This is a genomic window from Streptoverticillium reticulum, assembly GCF_047456005.1.
Classification (GTDB): Bacteria; Actinomycetota; Actinomycetes; order Streptomycetales; family Streptomycetaceae; genus Streptomyces; species Streptomyces reticulum.
The window spans coordinates 3,295,997-3,312,931 of the sequence record NZ_CP179755.1; the positions used below are offsets into that span (position 1 = coordinate 3,295,997).

The 16,935-nt window shown below is 71.3% G+C and carries 15 protein-coding genes and 1 pseudogene; 6 read left to right on the forward strand and 10 right to left on the reverse strand.

The genetic code is table 11. The annotated features are described in order from the left end of the window. Positions 1 to 28: 28 nt before the first annotated feature. The 4 genes from ACMATS_RS14780 (at position 29) to ACMATS_RS14795 (ending at position 3,134) form a co-directional block, all read left to right on the forward strand. Entirely contained in the window at positions 29 to 1,582 is a 1,554-nt protein-coding gene (locus tag ACMATS_RS14780) for an ATP-binding protein (RefSeq protein WP_390776209.1), read from the forward strand. Then, entirely contained in the window at positions 1,579 to 2,175 is a 597-nt protein-coding gene (locus ACMATS_RS14785) for a hypothetical protein (protein ID WP_414168140.1), read from the forward strand. Before ACMATS_RS14780 ends, ACMATS_RS14785 begins: the two co-directional genes overlap by 4 nt. A gap of 66 nt (positions 2,176 to 2,241) precedes the next feature. Continuing rightward, positions 2,242 to 2,844, forward strand: coding sequence for a VanZ family protein (locus ACMATS_RS14790; RefSeq protein ID WP_391152346.1), 603 nt, complete (start codon positions 2,242 to 2,244; stop codon positions 2,842 to 2,844). 83 nt (positions 2,845 to 2,927) lie between these two features. Then, positions 2,928 to 3,134 (forward strand): PspC domain-containing protein, encoded by a 207-nt coding sequence (locus tag ACMATS_RS14795; RefSeq protein WP_390776206.1) that lies wholly within the window; start codon positions 2,928 to 2,930, stop codon positions 3,132 to 3,134. A gap of 88 nt (positions 3,135 to 3,222) precedes the next feature. Here ACMATS_RS14795 and ACMATS_RS14800 read toward each other — a convergent pair whose 3' ends face one another. Beyond that, positions 3,223 to 3,594: a hypothetical protein gene (locus tag ACMATS_RS14800; RefSeq protein ID WP_391152343.1), complete on the reverse strand. Its 372-nt coding sequence runs from the start codon at positions 3,592 to 3,594 to the stop codon at positions 3,223 to 3,225. Between the two features lie 197 nt (positions 3,595 to 3,791). Next, the gene (locus ACMATS_RS14805) at positions 3,792 to 4,919 is read right to left on the reverse strand and encodes an adenosine deaminase (protein ID WP_390776204.1); all 1,128 of its coding nucleotides are present in this window, start codon (positions 4,917 to 4,919) and stop codon (positions 3,792 to 3,794) included. Between the two features lie 104 nt (positions 4,920 to 5,023). On the opposite strand from ACMATS_RS14805, the gene ACMATS_RS14810 reads away from it, so the two are divergent. Then, entirely contained in the window at positions 5,024 to 5,806 is a 783-nt protein-coding gene (locus ACMATS_RS14810; protein WP_390776203.1) for an alpha/beta hydrolase, read from the forward strand. A gap of 87 nt (positions 5,807 to 5,893) precedes the next feature. On the opposite strand, the gene ACMATS_RS14815 is transcribed toward ACMATS_RS14810, so the two are convergent. After that, complete coding sequence (locus ACMATS_RS14815; RefSeq protein ID WP_390776778.1) at positions 5,894 to 6,880, reverse strand: LysR family transcriptional regulator; 987 nt, start codon at positions 6,878 to 6,880, stop codon at positions 5,894 to 5,896. A 62-nt stretch (positions 6,881 to 6,942) separates the two neighbouring features. On the opposite strand from ACMATS_RS14815, the gene ACMATS_RS14820 reads away from it, so the two are divergent. Beyond that, positions 6,943 to 8,232, forward strand: a complete 1,290-nt coding sequence (locus ACMATS_RS14820; protein ID WP_390776202.1) for an MFS transporter — start codon at positions 6,943 to 6,945, stop codon at positions 8,230 to 8,232. A 157-nt stretch (positions 8,233 to 8,389) separates the two neighbouring features. On the opposite strand, the gene ACMATS_RS14825 is transcribed toward ACMATS_RS14820, so the two are convergent. The 7 genes and pseudogenes from ACMATS_RS14825 to ACMATS_RS14855 form a co-directional block, all read right to left on the reverse strand. Next, positions 8,390 to 9,673, reverse strand: coding sequence for a thymidine phosphorylase (locus ACMATS_RS14825; protein ID WP_414170725.1), 1,284 nt, complete (start codon positions 9,671 to 9,673; stop codon positions 8,390 to 8,392). An 81-nt stretch (positions 9,674 to 9,754) separates the two neighbouring features. Further along, positions 9,755 to 10,162 (reverse strand): cytidine deaminase, encoded by a 408-nt coding sequence (locus tag ACMATS_RS14830; protein WP_390776201.1) that lies wholly within the window; start codon positions 10,160 to 10,162, stop codon positions 9,755 to 9,757. Then, entirely contained in the window at positions 10,159 to 11,448 is a 1,290-nt protein-coding gene (locus ACMATS_RS14835) for an ABC transporter permease (RefSeq protein WP_390776200.1), read from the reverse strand. The genes ACMATS_RS14830 and ACMATS_RS14835 overlap by 4 nt, the downstream gene beginning before the upstream one ends. Further along, complete coding sequence (locus ACMATS_RS14840; protein WP_390776199.1) at positions 11,445 to 12,551, reverse strand: ABC transporter permease; 1,107 nt, start codon at positions 12,549 to 12,551, stop codon at positions 11,445 to 11,447. The genes ACMATS_RS14835 and ACMATS_RS14840 overlap by 4 nt, the downstream gene beginning before the upstream one ends. A gap of 220 nt (positions 12,552 to 12,771) precedes the next feature. Next, a pseudogene (locus ACMATS_RS14845) lies at positions 12,772 to 14,310 on the reverse strand (ABC transporter ATP-binding protein); the annotation flags it as partial. A 212-nt stretch (positions 14,311 to 14,522) separates the two neighbouring features. Then, positions 14,523 to 15,554, reverse strand: a complete 1,032-nt coding sequence (locus ACMATS_RS14850; RefSeq protein WP_390776198.1) for a BMP family lipoprotein — start codon at positions 15,552 to 15,554, stop codon at positions 14,523 to 14,525. A gap of 131 nt (positions 15,555 to 15,685) precedes the next feature. Next, complete coding sequence (locus ACMATS_RS14855; RefSeq protein ID WP_390776776.1) at positions 15,686 to 16,918, reverse strand: amidohydrolase; 1,233 nt, start codon at positions 16,916 to 16,918, stop codon at positions 15,686 to 15,688. Between the last annotated feature and the right edge of the window lie 17 nt (positions 16,919 to 16,935).

Below are 16,935 nucleotides of genomic sequence, written 5' to 3' on the forward strand. Positions count from 1 at the left end.
GCACGACCGAGAAAACAGAGAGCGCACAGTGACGGACAAGCCCGGTCGGGTACGGGGCTGGGCCGCGGCCAGGAACGTGCTGAAGCTCAGCGTGCGGTGGATCAGCCTGCGGCTGCGGCTGATGCTCGTCTTCGCGCTGGTCGCCCTGGCGGCCGCGGTGTCGGCGTCCGCCATCGCCTACTGGCTCAACCGTGACGCGGTCCTCACCCGGACCCAGAACGCCGCCCTGGACGACTTCCGCAAGTCCCTCCAGGACAACACCGCTTCCCTGCCGCTGCTGCCCACCTGCCCCGAACTGCAGGAGGCCGCGGACCGGATGGCGGCCACCTCGCAGAAGTACGAGGTGCTGCTGATCGGCAAGGTCAAGGGCGGCGCCGACTGCGCCGCGCCGTCCGACCGCGACCTGTTCCCGCTCAAGGTCGTGCCGCAGACCCTGGTCACGGCGGTCAACCGGGAGCGCCGGGTGGACGACTCGAACCCGTACCCGTACCACCTGTACTGGCAGCGGATCACGCTCGGCGGGAAGCCCTATCTGGTGGGCGGCGCGAAGGTGATCGGCGGCGGGCCGACCGGGTACCTGCTGAAGTCCCTGGAGAACGAGCGCGCCGACCTCAACTCGCTGGCCTGGTCGCTCGGCATCGCCACCGGCCTGGCCCTGATCGGCTCCGCCCTGCTCGCCCAGGCCGCCGCCTCGACGGTGCTGCGGCCCGTGCAGCGCCTCGGCGAGGCGGCCCGGCGGCTCGGCGAGGGCCAGCTGGACACCCGGCTGCAGGTCTCGGGCACCGACGAACTGGCGGATCTCTCGCGGACGTTCAACCGGACCGCCGAGGCGCTGCAGAAGCGCGTCGAGGAGCTCAGCGCGCGCGAGTCCGCGAGCCGCCGCTTCGTCGCCGACATGTCGCACGAGCTGCGCACCCCGCTGACCGCGATCACCGCGGTGACCGAGGTGCTGGAGGACGAGGCCGACTCCCTCGACCCGATGATCGCGCCCGCGGTGCAGCTCGTGGTCAGCGAGACGCGGCGCCTGAACGACCTGGTGGAGAATCTGATGGAGGTCACCCGCTTCGACGCGGGCACGGCCCGCCTGGTCCTGGACGACGTGGACGTCGCCGACCAGGTCACCGCCTGCATCGACGCCCGTGCCTGGCTGGACGCCGTCGAACTGGACGCCGAGCGCGGCATCATGTCCCGCCTCGACCCGCGCCGCCTGGACGTCATCCTCGCCAACCTGATCGGCAACGCCCTCAAGCACGGCGGTTCCCCGGTGCGGGTCTCGGTGCGGACCGAGGACGACTCGCTGCGCATCGACGTGCGCGACCACGGCCCGGGCATCCCGGAGGACGTGCTGCCGCACGTCTTCGACCGCTTCTACAAGGCGAGCGCCTCCCGGCCGCGCTCCGAGGGCAGCGGGCTGGGCCTGTCGATCGCCCTGGAGAACGCGCACATCCACGGCGGCGAGATCACCGCCGCCAACTCCCCCGAGGGCGGCGCCGTCTTCACGCTCACCCTGCCCCGCGACGCCTCCAGCCTCACCGAGGACGGCGAGGACGGCGGCAGCGCGACGGAAGGGGGCGGGCAGTGAGACGCCGCCGTACCGCCGCCCGTACCGCCGCCCTGGCCGCCGGGCTGTTCCTGCTCGCCGGCTGCGGCATCCGCGGCACGGCCGTCCCCGTGGACGCGGGCAGTGCCCCGTCGCGCGCGACCTGTGTCGTGCGCCCCGGCGCACAGAACGCGCTGCCCACCGGAAGCGTCACCGTGTCCGTCCAACTGGTCTGCACCTCGCAGCTACTGCCCGTGACGCGCGCGGTCGTGCTCCCCGCCGACGGCGACGCCGTGCAGGCCGCCTCCGTGCTCCTGGAGGAGCTGCGGCGGCAGCCCTCGCCCGCCGAGGACGAGGCCGGATTCTCCACGTCCGTCCAGGCCCGGGTGACCGTCGGCGCCCCGCACAAGGGCGACCCCGCCGGGACGCTGCGCCTGAACATCGCCCCCGACCAGCTGCCTGCCGTGGCCCTGGCCCAACTCGTGTGCACCTTCGGGGGCACCGCGGCGGCCGACGGCCGGGGCACCGTGGTCCTGGGCGGGCCCGGCGACGAGGACCCCAAGGGCTACCAGTGCACCGACGAACTGCGCACGCACCCGGAGAGCATCCGCGGGACCGGCACCACCGTCTCTTGACGCGACGCTGACTCTCCGTGCCCGGCAGGCGGAACCGCACGCCCCGCGCGCGGCGTCCGTAGGGGCGTGCAGCGTCATGGCTATGGCGGTACGCCCGCCCTCCGATACCGCTACCGCGTCGCGGGCTGCGTCCTCCTGGCCGCATACCTCCTCGTGCTCGGCTGGCTCGCCCTGCGCCCGCTGACCGCACCCTGGGTGACCGCCGTGCACCTGGAGCCCCTGGCCACGATCCGCGCCGACCTGGCGATGGACCCGTGGGACGCGGCCCGGGCCATAGGGACGGGGGTCGTGCCCTACGCGCCGCTGGGCGTGCTGCTGCCGTGGGCGGGGGGCCGGCTCGACGTGTCGCCGCTGGGCTCGCTGGTCCGCACGGTCTTCACCTGCGCCATGCTCTCCCTGGCGCTCCAGGTCGTGCAGAGCGGCGTGGCCGGGCAGATCCTGGACGTCGACGCGCTGCTGCTGAACGTGGCGGGGGTGACGCTCGTGCACCTGGCGGTGGTTCCGGCGGTGCGGGCGCGGCTGCGCAGGCGGGCGGGGTCCGGCGGGGGTCGTACGGCGAAGCCCGGGAGTGGACTTCCGGCGGATGCGGCCGCCCGGCGGACCCTCCTCCGGGAGGACCGGGACCGGGGGCTGACCCCTACGATGCCCAGGGTCGGGATCGCCCCCTAGAGTGACGCTTTGCTCCGGATCGCAACCGTAGCGTGGTGGTTGTCGGGAAACGTTCCCCACCCGGTTACGACGAGGAGTCCGTCATGTCCGCCCCGCTGGTCCGCCCCCGTCAGAACAGGATGATCGCCGGAGTCTGCGCGGGCCTGGCCCGGCGGTTCGGGATCTCCCGCACGACGATGCGGGTGCTGTTCCTGCTGTCGTGCCTGCTGCCCGGCCCGCAGTTCCTGCTCTACCTCGCCCTGTGGATCCTGCTGCCCTCCGAGGGGGACGGCAAGCAGTCCGACTGGTGATCCGCCGGCTGCACGCAACAGCGCGGCGGCCGCGCGCCCGGGTTCTCCGGGTACGCGGCCGCCGCGCCGTGCTGTCGGGGTCCTGCCGTCAGCGGCCGAGGGAGAGGCCCTTGGCCGGGATCACCCCGGGGGGCACCAGGCCGAGCAGGCCCTTGTTGCCCTTGTTGTCCATGGGGTGCAGATTGCGGTCGAGCTTGTTGTCCATGGCCTGGTCCGCCGCCCTGCCCACCTGCTGCGGAAGCTGCGAGTTCATCACCTCGTCCGCACTGCGGACGACCGGGCCGCCCGCGGGCACCAACTTGCCCACCTGCTCGGCGGGAACGGTCTGCCACGCCGTGACGGCGGTGTCGGCGGCCGACTCGACGACTCCGGTGGCCGCGGACGCGGTACCGGCCCCGGCGGCCGCGACGAAAACACCGAACGCGGCGGCACCGAGAACCCTGAGAGATCCTGGCTTCATATGAATTCTGTCCTCGCGACGAGGGAACGGGGATATGTGCAGCGGCACTGCAACCTAGCCACGAGAACGAGTGGGCCGCAATAGACGACACGGCCGGGACTGAATGAAGTCCCGGCCGATATCACGGTATTCGATTGTCCTGTGCGAGCGGCGACAACCACCGACGGGTCACAGGTCAGGCGATTGCCGGCAGCGGCCTAACGGAACAGCCACTCGGCCTTCAGCTCGGCATAACCCGGCTTGATCACGTCGTTGATCATGGCCAGGCGTTCGTCGAATGGGATGAAGGCGCTCTTCATCGCATTGACGGTGAACCACTGCATGTCGTCGAGCGAATAGGCGAAGGCCTTGACCAGGTGCTCGAATTCACGGCTCATGCTGGTGCCGCTCATCAGACGATTATCGGTGTTCACCGTCAGCCGGAAGTGCAGCTTGCGCAGCAGGCCGATCGGGTGCTCCTCGTAGGAAGTCGCCGCCGCCGTCTGGAGATTGGAGGTCGGGCACATCTCCAGCGGAATGCGCTTGTCCCGCACGTACGAGGCCAGCCGGCCGAGCTTGGCGCTGCCGTCCTCGGCGATCTCGATGTCGTCGATGATGCGCACGCCGTGGCCGAGCCGGTCGGCGCCGCACCACTGCAGGGCCTGCCAGATCGACGGCAGGCCGAAGGCCTCGCCGGCGTGGATCGTGAAGTGGTTGTTCTCGCGCTTGAGGTACTCGAAGGCGTCCAGGTGGCGGGTGGGAGGGAAGCCCGCCTCGGCGCCGGCGATGTCGAAGCCGACGACGCCGGAGTCCCGGTAGCGGTTGGCCAGTTCGGCGATCTCCAGGGCGCGGGCGGCGTGCCGCATGGCGGTCAGCAGCGCGCCGACGCGGATGCGGTGGCCGTTGGCCTTGGCGCGCCGCTCGCCCTCGCGGAAGCCCTCGTTGACGGCCTCGACGACCTCTTCGAGGGTGAGCCCGGCCTCCAGGTGCTGCTCGGGGGCGTAGCGCACCTCGGCGTAGACGACCCCGTCCGCGGCGAGGTCCTCGGCGCACTCGGCGGCGACCCGGACCAGCGCGTCCCGGGTCTGCATCACGGCGCAGGTGTGTGCGAACGTCTCCAGGTAGCGCTCCAGCGAACCGGAGTCGGCGGCCTCCCGGAACCAGATGCCCAGCTTGTCCGGGTCCGTCTCGGGAAGCTTGTCGTAGCCCGTCGCGCGGGCGAGATCGACGACCGTGCCGGGGCGGAGCCCACCGTCGAGGTGGTCGTGGAGCAGCACCTTCGGCGCGCGGCGGATCTGCTCCGGGGTCGGCAGGGCGGTCGGTTGGGGGTGCGTCTCGCTCGTCATTTCGGCACTGTAGCCCCTACGCGCGTAGATGTCGGCGAACGATACGGAACGGTGACCCATCGGCCGGGTGGCCACCGCCCGACCTTCTGCCATCGTTGTCTGCCATGGCTCAGGAAGCGCTGTCGGGAGAACGGGCGGGGGCGCCCCGCCTCGGAAAGCCGCTCGGCCCCGGAGGCAACGGGACCGCCGAGGACGCCGTGCACGCAGCGGCCCTGCTGCTGCCCGCGGGCCGGGCCGCCGGGGCGCGCCGCCCCTCGCCCCTCGCGCTCGCCGCGCAGCGGCCGTTGGCCCGCCGGCTGGCTCGGGCGGCCGGGGCCGACGGCCTCGTCACCCATGTCGTCCGCTACCGCCACCGGGGCTGGAACGGCGCCTCCGCGGACCCGGTCCACGACGTGGAGTGGGCGGCGGAGGAGATGACGCGGCGCTACGGGGACGTACCGGTGTGCCTGATCGGTACGGGCATGGGCGCCCGGGCCGCGCTGCGGGCGGCCGGGCACCCGGCCGTGACGGCCGTGCTGGCGCTGGCGCCGTGGCTGCCGGAGCCGGAGGCGGTGCTGGACCCGGACCCGGTGCGGCAGTTGTCCGGGCGGCGGGTGCTGCTGGTGCACGGCACCAACGACACACGGACGGACCCGGACCTGTCGTTCCGGCTGGCGGAGCGGGCGAAGAAGGTCAACCGCGACGTGTGCCGCTTCGAGGTCCACTCGGACGGCCACACGCTCGCCGAGCACCGCCCCGAAGTCCTGGCCCTGGCAGCCGACTTCGTCCGCGGCTCACTGTTCGGCCACCCGTACGCCCGCCCCCTCACGGACGCACTGGCGGCTCCGCCACCGCTGGGGCTGCGCATGCCGTTGGCCTCCGGCTTCGGGGAGAGTCTGCGGTACTGACCGTGGGTTCGGCACCGCCGGGCACGTTGGCGGTGATTGCTCGCCGTTGCGGCGGGAGGGAAAGGGGCTGCGCCCCTTTCGAACCCGTCACCGGTGCAGGAGTTGCCCCCTGCGGGACAGCAGGAACCGTTTGAAGGCCGCAACCGGCGGCGTATCGGGGTGGCCGTCCAGCCAGGCCACCCCGATCTCGCGTACCGCGCGCGGGGCCGTGACCGTCAGTTCCACGATGCCGGGGCGGGGCACGGCCGGCGGTGGGAGCAGGGCGACGCCCAGCCCCGCGGCCACCAGGCCGCGCAGGGTCTCCGGGTCCTCCCCCTCGAACGCCACCTTCGGCGCGAAGCCGGCCTCCGCGCACAGGGCGTCGGTGATGCGCCGCAGCCCGTACCCCGGTTCCAGGGTGACGAAGAGCTCGGCCGAAGCCTCCGCGAGGCGCACCCGCTTGCGGGCGGCCAGCCGGTGGTCGTCGGGGACGACGAGCCGCAGCTTCTGCTCGTCGAGCCGGCGCGCCACCAGGTCCGGCGCGTCCGGCACCGGCGAGGTCAGGCACAGGTCGAGCCCGCCGTCGCGGAGCCGTTCCAGCATGGCCTCGCCGTAGTTCTGCACGAGCTGGAAGCGCACCCGCGGGTGGTCGGCGCGGAAGGCGCGGATGAGTTCGGGTACGGTCTCGGAACCCATCGTGTGCAGGAAGCCGAAGGCGATCTTGCCGGAGGCGGGGTCGGCGTCCTCGCGCAGGGTCTCGGCGGCGCGGTCGACCTCGTACAGCGCGCGCTCGACGGAGGCGAGGAAGGCGCGGCCCGCGGCGGTGAGCGAGACGGTGCGCCCGTGGCGGGCGAACAGCGCGACGCCCAGGTCGTGTTCGAGGCGGGCCATCGAGCGGCTGAGCGTGGACTGCGGCATGTCCAGCTGGTGCGCGGCGCGCGTCACGTGTTCCTGGCGGGCGACGGCGACGAACTGCGCGAGGCGCGGAGTGAGCGTCGCCGCCCACGAGTCGGCCTCGACGTCGACTGTTGCAGGGATGTCTTTTTCGTTGCCGCGCGGTGACAGGGACCGCGCTGACCTGGGCTCATGCAGCACAGCATCGATTATCGCCATTCTGTGCATTGGACGCATGAACTGCAGGGTGCAATGTTTGAGACATGCCTCCCGCTGATACCGGGGCATCCGCCGCCATCGTGCGTCCGGATGCCTCTGCCCAGTCGTCCCCCGCCGCCTCCACCGACACCCGGCTGACCCCCGGCGGGCCCGGCTACCGCCGGATGAGCTTCTCGCTCTTCGCCGCGGGTGTCGCCACGTTCGCCCTCCTCTACTCCACGCAGGCGCTGCTGCCCGCGATCTCCGACGGCCTCGACGTGACGCCGGATCAGGCGAGTTGGACCGTCTCCGCCGCGACCGGCGGACTGGCCGTCGCCGTCGTCCCGCTCAGCGCGCTCTCCGAGCGCTTCGGGCGGCGCACGATGATGACCGCGGCGCTGTGCGTCGCAGCGGTGCTCGCGCTGCTGGTGCCGCTGGCGCCCGGCCTGGGGTGGCTGGTCGCGCTGCGTGCCGTGCAGGGCGCGGCGCTGGCCGGGGTGCCGGCGTCGGCGATGGCGTACCTGGCGGAGGAGGTACGGCCGAAGGCGCTGGTCGGTGCGATCGGGCTGTTCGTGGCCGGCAATGCGATCGGCGGCATGACCGGCCGCATCCTGGCCGGCTGGGTGACGCAGGTCTGGGGCTGGCGGGCGGGCCTGGCGGCCGTCGGTGCACTGGCGGTGGTGTGCGCGCTGACGTTCCGCGTCCTGGTGCCCCGGGCCCGGCACTTCACGCCGTCCCCGCTGTCGGTGCGCAACCTGGCCCGTACGCTCGGGACGCACCTGTCCGACCCGCTGCTGTGCCGGCTGTACGCGATCGGCGCGCTGTTCATGACCGTCTTCGGCGCGGTCTACACGGTGATCGGCTACCGCCTGGCGGCGGCCCCGTTCTCGCTGCCGCAGGGCGTCGTGGGCTCGATCTTCCTGGTCTACCTGGTCGGCACGGCCTCGTCGGCGGCGGCCGGCAAGCTGGTGGGCCGGCTGGGCCGGCGGGGTGCGCTGTACCTGGCGCTGGGCACGACGTCGCTGGGCCTGCTGCTGTCGCTGAGCGGCTCGCTGGTGGCGGTGCTGGCCGGGCTGATCCTCATCACGGCCGGCTTCTTCGCGGGCCACGCGGTGGCGAGTTCGTCGGTGAGCCGCACGGCGAAGACGGGCCGTGCGCAGGCCTCGGCGCTGTACCAGACCGCGTACTACGCGGGCAGTTCGGTGGGCGGCGCCGTCGGCGCTGTCGCGTACCGGGCGGCCGGGTGGGACGGCACCGTGGTGCTGGGTCTGCTGGCGATGGTGGTTGCGGCGTCCATCACGCTGTACGCGACCCGGAAGGCGCTCGTGGAGCGCCGGTTGACGGTGCGGGCGTAGGACGCCCGCACCCCGGTGCGCCCCGTCAGGGGCGCGGGGAACTGCGCGATCAGCCACAGTCGGCCCGCAGCCGACGCACCGCCCCGGGGCAGCACGTCATCTGCAGGTGCATCGTGGCTGGTCGCGCAGTTCCCCGCGCCCCTTTCGGGGCGCTGTCCTACGCGATCCGGCCGAGCACGATCGGGTTGGGCTCGAACGCCGTGCCCTCGGCGGCGATCTCCACGCCCCCGTCCAGCGCGGCGAGCGCGTAGTCGAACTTCTCCGGCGTGTCCGTGTGCAGCGTCATCAGCGGCTGCCCCGCCACGACGGAGTCGCCCGGCTTGGCGTGCATCTCGATGCCCGCGCCGGCCTGCACCGGGTCCTCCTTGCGGGCGCGGCCCGCGCCCAGGCGCCAGGCCGAGACGCCCACGGCGTAGGCGTCCAGCTTGGTGAGGACACCCGTGGACGCGGCCTTCACCACGTGCTGCTCCCGGGCCACCGGAAGAACGGCGTCCGGGTCGCCGCCCTGGGCGATGATCATGCGGCGCCAGTGGTCCATCGCGGAGCCGTCGGCCAGGGCCTTGGCCGGGTCGGCGTCCTTCACGCCCGCCGCGTCGAGCATCTCGCGCGCCAGGGCGAGGGTGAGCTCGACGACGTCCGCCGGGCCGCCGCCCGCCAGGACCTCCACCGACTCGCGGACCTCGAGCGCGTTGCCCGCGGTGAGGCCGAGCGGGGTGGACATGTCGGTGAGCAGCGCGACCGTCTTGACGCCGTGGTCGGTGCCCAGGCCCACCATCGTGGAGGCGAGCTCGCGCGCGTCCTCCAGGTTCTTCATGAAGGCGCCGGAGCCGACCTTCACGTCCAGGACCAGCGAGCCGGTGCCCTCGGCGATCTTCTTCGACATGATCGAGCTGGCGATCAGCGGGATCGCCTCGACCGTGCCGGTCACGTCGCGCAGCGCGTACAGCTTCTTGTCCGCCGGCGCCAGGCCGTCGCCCGCGGCGCAGATGACGGAGCCGACGTTGCGCAGGACGTCCATCATCTCGTCGTTGGAGAGCAGCGCCCGCCAGCCGGGGATGGACTCCAGCTTGTCGAGCGTGCCGCCGGTGTGGCCGAGGCCGCGGCCGGACAGCTGCGGGACGGCCGCGCCGCACGCGGCGACGAGCGGGGCCAGCGGCAGGGTGATCTTGTCGCCGACGCCGCCGGTCGAGTGCTTGTCGGCGGTGGGCAGCGGCAGCGCGGAGAAGTCCATGCGCTCGCCGCTCTTGATCATCGCGGCGGTCCAGCGGGCGATCTCCGCCCGGTCCATGCCGTTGAGCAGGATGGCCATCGCGAGTGCGGACATCTGCTCGTCGGCGACCTCGCCGCGCGTGTACGCGTCGATGATCCAGTCGATCTGCTCGTCGGCCAGGCGGCCGCGGTCACGCTTGGTGCGGATGACGGAAATGGCGTCCATCGACAGTGTTTCCTTACGTCATGGGGGCGGGAACGCCGAACGGGCTGGACATTGTGATCCCAGCCCGTCAGGCGTTCGATGTCATTCTCAGCGATCGAGGTCGGCGGGTCCAAACGCATCCGGCAGCAGTTCCGCCAGGGGGCGGATTCCGGAGGCGGTGTCCACCGCGAGCTCGGGGCCGCCGTGCTCCCACAGCAGCTGACGGCAGCGGCCGCACGGCATCAGGACGTTGCCGTTGCGGTCGCAGCAGGTGAAGGCCGTGAGCCGGCCGCCGCCCGAGGAGAAGAGTGCGGAAACCATTCCGCACTCGGCGCACAGCGCCACGCCGTACGCGGCGTTCTCCACGTTGCAGCCAGTGACGACACGGCCGTCGTCGACCAGGGCCGCGGCCCCCACGGGGAAGCCCGAGTACGGGGCGTAGGCCCGGGACATGGCGTCCCGGGCCTGCGCGCGCAGGGCCTCCCAGTCGACGTCGACCGAAGCGGGAGAAGTCACTTGCCCTGTCCCTTCCGGTACGGCTTGCCGTTGGCCTTCGGCATCCGCAAGCGCTGTGCGGAGACGGAGAGCACCAGCAGCGTCGCCACGTACGGGGTGGCGTCGACGAACTCCAGCGGCACGGTCTTGGTCAGCGCGTACCAGACGGCCAGCGCCACCGCGATGCCGGCGCTGATCAGCGCCGGCTTCTGCTTGCCCTGCTTGAGCCGCAGCGCGGCCATGCCGATCAGCAGCACCGCCAGGAGCAGCAGCAGCGCGTGGACGGTCGGGCCGCCGGAGCGCAGCTGGAGGCTGTCCATGAAGCCGAACAGGCCCGCGCCCATGGCGACGCCGCCCGGACGCCAGTTGCCGAAGATCATCGTGGCGAGACCGATGTAGCCGCGCCCGCCGGTCTGGCCGTCGGAGTACATGTGCGTGCCGATGGCGAGGAACGCGCCGCCCAGGCCCGCGAGGGCACCGGAGACGACGACGGCCGCGTACTTGTACACGTACACGTTGACGCCGAGGGACTCGGCGGCCACCGGGCTCTCGCCGCAGGACCGCAGCCGCAGGCCGAAGCCCGTGCGCCACAGCACGAAGAACGTGCCGACGAACAGCGCGGCGGCGACGATCGTCAGCCAGGACACCCCGTCGACGAGGCTGTCGAGCATGCCCGCGACGTCGGAGACGAGGAACCAGTGGTGCTTCTCGACCGAGGTCAGCCAGTCGGACAGGCCCGGGATGGTGAAGTCGCCCATCTTCGGCATGGGCGGCGACTGCTTGTCGTTGCCGCCGGCCTGCTGCGCCGCGCTGCCCTCCGCGCCGAAGAGCGTCTTGGCGGCGTACTGGGTGATGCCGAGGGCCAGGATGTTCATGGCCACACCGGAGATGATGTGGTCCACGCCGAAGGTGACGGTGGCGAGGGCGTGCACGAGGCCGCCGAGGGCGCCGCCGACGACACCGGCGAGGGCCGCGGCCCAGGGGCCATGCTGCCAGCCCATCCAGCCGGCGCAGAAGGTGCCGAGCATCATCATGCCTTCGAGACCGATGTTGACGACACCGGACCGCTCGGCCCACAGGCCGCCGAGGCCTGCGAGTCCGATCGGCACGGCCGCGCCGAGCGCGCCGCTGAACTGGCCCGCGGAGGTGAGGTCCGTGGCGCCGGTGATCACGCGCAGCGCCGAGAGCAGCACCAGGCCGCCGGCGACGATCAGCAGGACGACGGGGTAGGAGAGCTTGCGCTTCCCGCCGTCGTTGTTGTTGCCCCGCAGCCCCTTGGCGAGCGCGGCGGTGAAGGTCGTACTCACGCGGATACCTCCGCCTTGTCGCTCTTGCGGGCCTGGGCGGCGAGCTCCTCGCCGACCTTCCGCTGCTGGGCCTTGAGTCCGTACCGGCGGACGAGCTCGTATGCGATGACGACGCACAGGACGATGACGCCCTGGATCACGCCGACGATTTCCTGCGCATAGCCCTCGAACTCCAGCTGGGTGCCGGTGCGCTCGAGGAAGCCCCAGAGCAGGGCGGCGAGCGCCATGCCGACGGGGTTGTTGCGGCCGAGCAGGGCGATGGCGATACCGGTGAAGCCGATGCCGGTGGGGAAGTCGGTGCCGTAGTTGTACGAGACGCCGAGCAGGGTCGGCATGCCGACGAGGCCGGCGAGGGCACCGGAGATCAGCATGGAGGTGACCACCATGCGCTTGACGCTCACGCCGCTGGCCTGGGCCGCGCTCTCGGACTGACCGACGGTGCGCAGGTCGAAGCCGAAGCGGGTGCGGTTGAGGAGGAACCAGTAGGCGACGCCGGCGAGGGCGGCGATCACCACGAAGCCGTAGATCGGCTTGGTCTGGGTCGGGATCTCGAAGAAGTGCGCGGAGTCCGGCAGGTAGGGCGTGTGGATCAGGTTGCCCTCCTTCTTCGCCAGCCGGCCGTCCTGCAGGAAGTAGCCGATGACCGAGGCGCCGATGGCGTTCAGCATGATCGTGCTGATGACCTCGTTGACGCCGCGGCTGGTCTTCAGCAGACCGGCGATGCCCGCCCAGAGCGCGCCGACCGCCATCGCCACGATGATGATCAGCGGGATCTCGATGATGCCCGGCAGCGTCAGCGCGCCGCCGACGACGGCGGCGAAGAAGGCCGCGATGCGGTACTGGCCGTCGACGCCGATGTTGAAGAGGTTCATCCGGAAGCCGACGGCCACCGCCAGCGCCGAAAGGTAGTACGGCGTCGCCTTGTTGATGATCCAGACCTGGCTGTCGGCCTTCGAGCCGAAGTCGATCATCACTTGGTAGGCGTGGAACGGGTCCTTGCCGGTGACGCCGATGATGATCGAGGTGATGGCCAGGGCGGCCACGATCGCCAGGACCGGGGCGGCGAGGCCCAGGATCAGCCTGTTCTTGTCGATCTTCTTCACTTCGTCACCGCCTCCGCTTCTTCTTGTTCTTCTTGGACTTGTTCCGGCTGGGCCCGCTGTTCCCGGGCTTCTTGGCCTGCGGGGACGCGCCGGCCTTCCGGGGCTTCGGGGCCGCCGCCGCGGTCTTCGGGACGTCGGCCTCCGGCTCCGCGGACGCTCCGCGCTCCGGCGGCTTCGGCTTCCCTCCGGACCCCTGCTCGCCCTGCTTGCCCGGCTTGCTCGCCTTGCCCTGCTCGCCCTCCTCGTGGTGTTCGAGGTGGCCGCTGGCGGCGCCGGTCATGGCGGAGCCGAGCTCCTCCGGGGTGATCGTGGCGGGGTCGGCGTCGGCGACCAGGCGGCCGCGGAACATCACCCGCAGGGTGTCGGAGAGCCCGATGAGCTCGTCCAGGTCCGCGGAGATCAGCAGCACGGCCAGGCCCTCGTGGCGCGCCTCGCGGATCTGGTCCCAGATCTGCGCCTGCGCACCGACGTCCACGCCCCGGGTGGGGTGGGCGGCGATGAGGAGCTTGGGCAGGTGGCTCATCTCGCGGCCGACGATCAGCTTCTGCTGGTTGCCGCCGGACAGCGAGGCCGCGGTGACGTCGATGCCGGGGGTGCGCACGTCGAACTCGCGCACGATGCGCTCGGTGTCGGCGCGCGCCGCCTTGGTGTCGATCAGGCCGCGCTTGCTGTTGGGCCGCTCGGTGACGTGGCCGAGGATGCGGTTCTCCCACAGCGGGGCCTCCAGCAGCAGGCCGTGCCGGTGGCGGTCCTCGGGGATGTACCCGATGCCGTCCTCGCGGCGCTTGCGCGTGGGGGCCTTGGTGATGTCCTCGCCGTCCAGGGTCACGATGCCGACGTCCGGGGAACGCATGCCCATGATGGCCTCGACGAGCTCGGCCTGGCCGTTCCCCTCGACGCCCGCGAGGCCGAGGACCTCGCCCTTGTGGATGGTGAAGGTGATGCCGTCGAGCACCGCGCGCACGACGCCGTCGGAGTCGGTGGCCGACAGGTGCAGGCCGTCGACCGCCAGCATCGGGATGTCGGTGACCGTGGACTCGCGGGTCTCCGGCGAGGGCAGTTCCTCGCCGACCATCAGCTCGGCGAGCTGCTTGGGCGTGGTCTGGCTGGGGATCGCGGTGCCGACGGTGGTGCCGCGCCGGATGACGGTGATGTCGTCGGCGACGGAGAGCACCTCGCCCAGCTTGTGCGAGATGAAGATGACCGTCAGGCCCTCGGACTTGAGCTCGCGCAGGTTGTCGAAGAGCGCGTCGACCTCCTGGGGGACCAGGACCGCGGTGGGCTCGTCGAGGATCAGCGTGCGCGCGCCGCGGTAGAGGACCTTGAGGATCTCCACGCGCTGGCGGTCGGCGACGCCGAGGTCCTCGACGAGGACGTCGGGGCGCACGCCGAGGCCGTAGGCGTCGGAGATCTCCTTGATCTTCGCGCGGGCCCTGCCGCCGATGCCGTGCAGCTTCTCGGCGCCCAGGACGACGTTCTCCAGGACGGTGAGGTTGTCGGCGAGCATGAAGTGCTGGTGCACCATGCCGATGCCGCGCGCGATGGCGTCGGCCGGGCTGTGCAGGGTGACCTGTTCGCCGCCGAGCGTGATGGTGCCCTCGTCCGGCTTCTGCATGCCGTAGAGGATCTTCATCAGGGTGGACTTGCCGGCGCCGTTCTCGCCGCAGAGGGCGTGGACGGTGCCGCGGCGGACGGTCAGGTGGATGTCGTGGTTGGCCACGACGCCGGGGAACCTCTTGGTGATTCCCGCGAGTTCCACTGCGGGGGCGGTACTGCTGGATTCTTCGGTGGACGCTTTGATGGCGCACTCTCCTCTGGGGAAAGGAGCGGAGGGCAGGACAGGCGAACGTACGTTATACGGGCCAACTGGACGCTACGCGCGTAGCGTTGACCCGTATGCGCGGGCCCGGCGGGAATGTTCCCCCGCCGGGCCCGCGGTGTCCATGGACCGGGTGAAAACCGGTCCTCAGATCACGGAGAGGTGCGGACCGTGATCTGGCCGTCCACGATCTTCTTCTTCGCGGCCTCGATCTTGTCCTTGATGTCGTCGATGAAGCCGCCGGAGGTGGCCAGCGAAACGCCGTCGTCCTTCAGCAGGTACTTGTGCTCACCGGTGAGCGGCTTGCCGTCCTTGACGCTCTTGACGAGGTCGTAGACCGCGACGTCCACGTTCTTCACCACGGAGGTGAGGATGGAGCTCTTGTACTGCTCCAGGCCCGGCTGCTGGTACTGGTCGGAGTCGACGCCGATCGCCCAGGCACCCTTCTGGCCGGCGACGGCCTCGATCGAACCGTTGCCGGAGAGGCCGGCCGCGGTGTAGATCACGTCGATGCCCGAGTCGAGCATGCCCTTGGCCTTGTCCTTGGCAGCCGCCGGGTCGTTGAAGCCCTTGTCGTTGTTCGGGTACAGGTACTGCGAGGTGACCTGGACGTTGGAGTCCGTGTCCTTCACACCCTGCTCGAAGCCCGCCTGGAACTTCTGGATCAGCGCGTTGTTCACACCGCCGATGAAGCCGACCTTGTGGTTCTTCGACTTCAGCGCGGCGGCGACACCCGCGAGGTAGGAGCCCTCGTGCTCGCCGAAGGTGATGCTGTCGACATTGCTGCCGGGGACGACCGAGTCGACGATGCCGAAGGTCGTCTTGGGGTAGTCCTTGGCGACCTTCTCGATCGACTTCGCGTAGTTGAAGCCCACGCCGATGACCGGGTTGTAGCCCGCCTCGGCGAGGGAGTTCAGCCGCTGCTCGCGGTCGGCCTCGGTCTCGCCGTTCTTGGCGGTCATCATCTTGTTGTCGATGCCGAGGTCCTTCTTCGCCTTGTCCACGCCACGGGCGGCGGACTCGTTGAAGGAGTGGTCGTCACGGCCGCCGACGTCGAAGGCGAGGCCCACGCCCTTGCCCGAGCCACCGCTGGACTCGGTCGAGGACGAGCCACAGGCCGAAAGAGTGAATGCAAGAGCCGCGGTACTGATGCCCGCGACAGTGATGGTGGATACCCGGCGCACAGAGGGCCCCTTCACTACGAAGCGCCTCCATTGGCGCTGGTTCGCGGGAATCGTAACGCGCGTAGATGCAGATAAAAGGGGTGTAGGCAAGCCGTTATCGATTCGTCGCGAACACTTCCCGACGCGAATGCTCACATTCGGTTGCCATCGAGCAAAGCTGCGGCGGTGAAGAGCTCCACCCCCACCTCGATCGCGCCCTCGTCCACATCGAAATCACCGCAATGCAGGTCACGGCGGGTCGTATCCCCCACTGGGCGGACACCCAGGCGGGCCATCGCACCGGGGACGTGCTCCAGGTACCAGGAGAAGTCCTCGCCGCCCAGGCTCTGCTCGGTGTCCTCCACCGCATAGCGGCCGCGGCGCGCCGTCATGGCGCGCCGCAGCAGGCCGGTGACCTCCGGATCGTTCATGACGGGGGGCACCCCGCGGACGTAGCTGATCTCCGACTTGGCGCGGTGCATCCCGGCGACCTCGTCGACGGCGGCGTGCACCGCGTCCGGCGCGTCGCGCCAGGCCTGGATGTCCAGGCAGCGGACCGTGCCGGAGAGCCGCGCGTCCTGCGGGATGACGTTGCACGCGTGGCCCGCCTCCAGGCGGCCCCAGGTGACGGCGAGGCCCGAGCGGGTGTCGACACGGCGGGCGAGCAGGGCCGGCACGTCGGTGGCCACCCGGGCGGCGGCGGTCACCAGGTCGGTGGTGAGGTGCGGGCGGGCGGTGTGGCCGCCGGGGCCGCTGAGGGTGACCTCCAGGCGGTCGCAGGCGGAGGTGATGGGCCCGATCCGCAGCCCGATCCGGCCCACTTCGACCTTGGGGTCGCAGTGCACCGCGAGGATCCGGCCCACCCCGTCCAGCGCCCCGGACTCGATGGCGTCCAGCGCGCCGCCCGGCAGCACCTCCTCGGCCGGCTGGAAGACCAGCCGGACCGGGTGCGGCAGCAGCCCCTGCTCCGCGAGCCCCGCGAGGACCAGCCCGGCGCCGAGCACGACGGTGGTGTGCACGTCGTGGCCGCAGGCGTGCGCCATGGCGGGGACGGTCGAGCGGTAGGGGACGGTCTTGGTGTCCGGGATGGGCAGCGCGTCGAGGTCGGCGCGCAGTGCCAGGACGGGGCGGCCGGAGGCGGCGTACGAGGCGCTGTCCCGGCCGATGTCACAGATGAGCCCGGTGCCGGTGGTGAGCGTGCGTGGTCTGAGGCCTGCTTTTTCGAGCCGCTCCCGTACTGCCGCGGTGGTGCGGAACTCGCGGTTGCCCAGTTCGGGGTGCATGTGCAAGTCCCGGCGGAAGGCGATCAGTTCGGCGCGCAGCTCCGGGGGCAGCGCGCCGGGCAGGTCGCCCTGGGCAGTGTCGGGGTCGGCTTCGCAGGGCATCAGATGATTCACCCTTG

What these genes read in the sequence shown, in the direction of transcription:
- ACMATS_RS14795 (WP_390776206.1), top strand. Translation starts at nt 2,928, where the DNA reads ATGTCCGCCCCGCTGGTCCGCCCCCGTCAGAACAGGATGATCGCCGGA.
- ACMATS_RS14800 (WP_391152343.1), bottom strand. Translation starts at nt 3,594, where the DNA reads ATGAAGCCAGGATCTCTCAGGGTTCTCGGTGCCGCCGCGTTCGGTGTT.
- ACMATS_RS14805 (WP_390776204.1), bottom strand. Translation starts at nt 4,919, where the DNA reads ATGACGAGCGAGACGCACCCCCAACCGACCGCCCTGCCGACCCCGGAG.
- ACMATS_RS14810 (WP_390776203.1), top strand. Translation starts at nt 5,024, where the DNA reads ATGGCTCAGGAAGCGCTGTCGGGAGAACGGGCGGGGGCGCCCCGCCTC.
- ACMATS_RS14820 (WP_390776202.1), top strand. Translation starts at nt 6,943, where the DNA reads ATGCCTCCCGCTGATACCGGGGCATCCGCCGCCATCGTGCGTCCGGAT.
- ACMATS_RS14855 (WP_390776776.1), bottom strand. Translation starts at nt 16,918, where the DNA reads ATGCCCTGCGAAGCCGACCCCGACACTGCCCAGGGCGACCTGCCCGGC.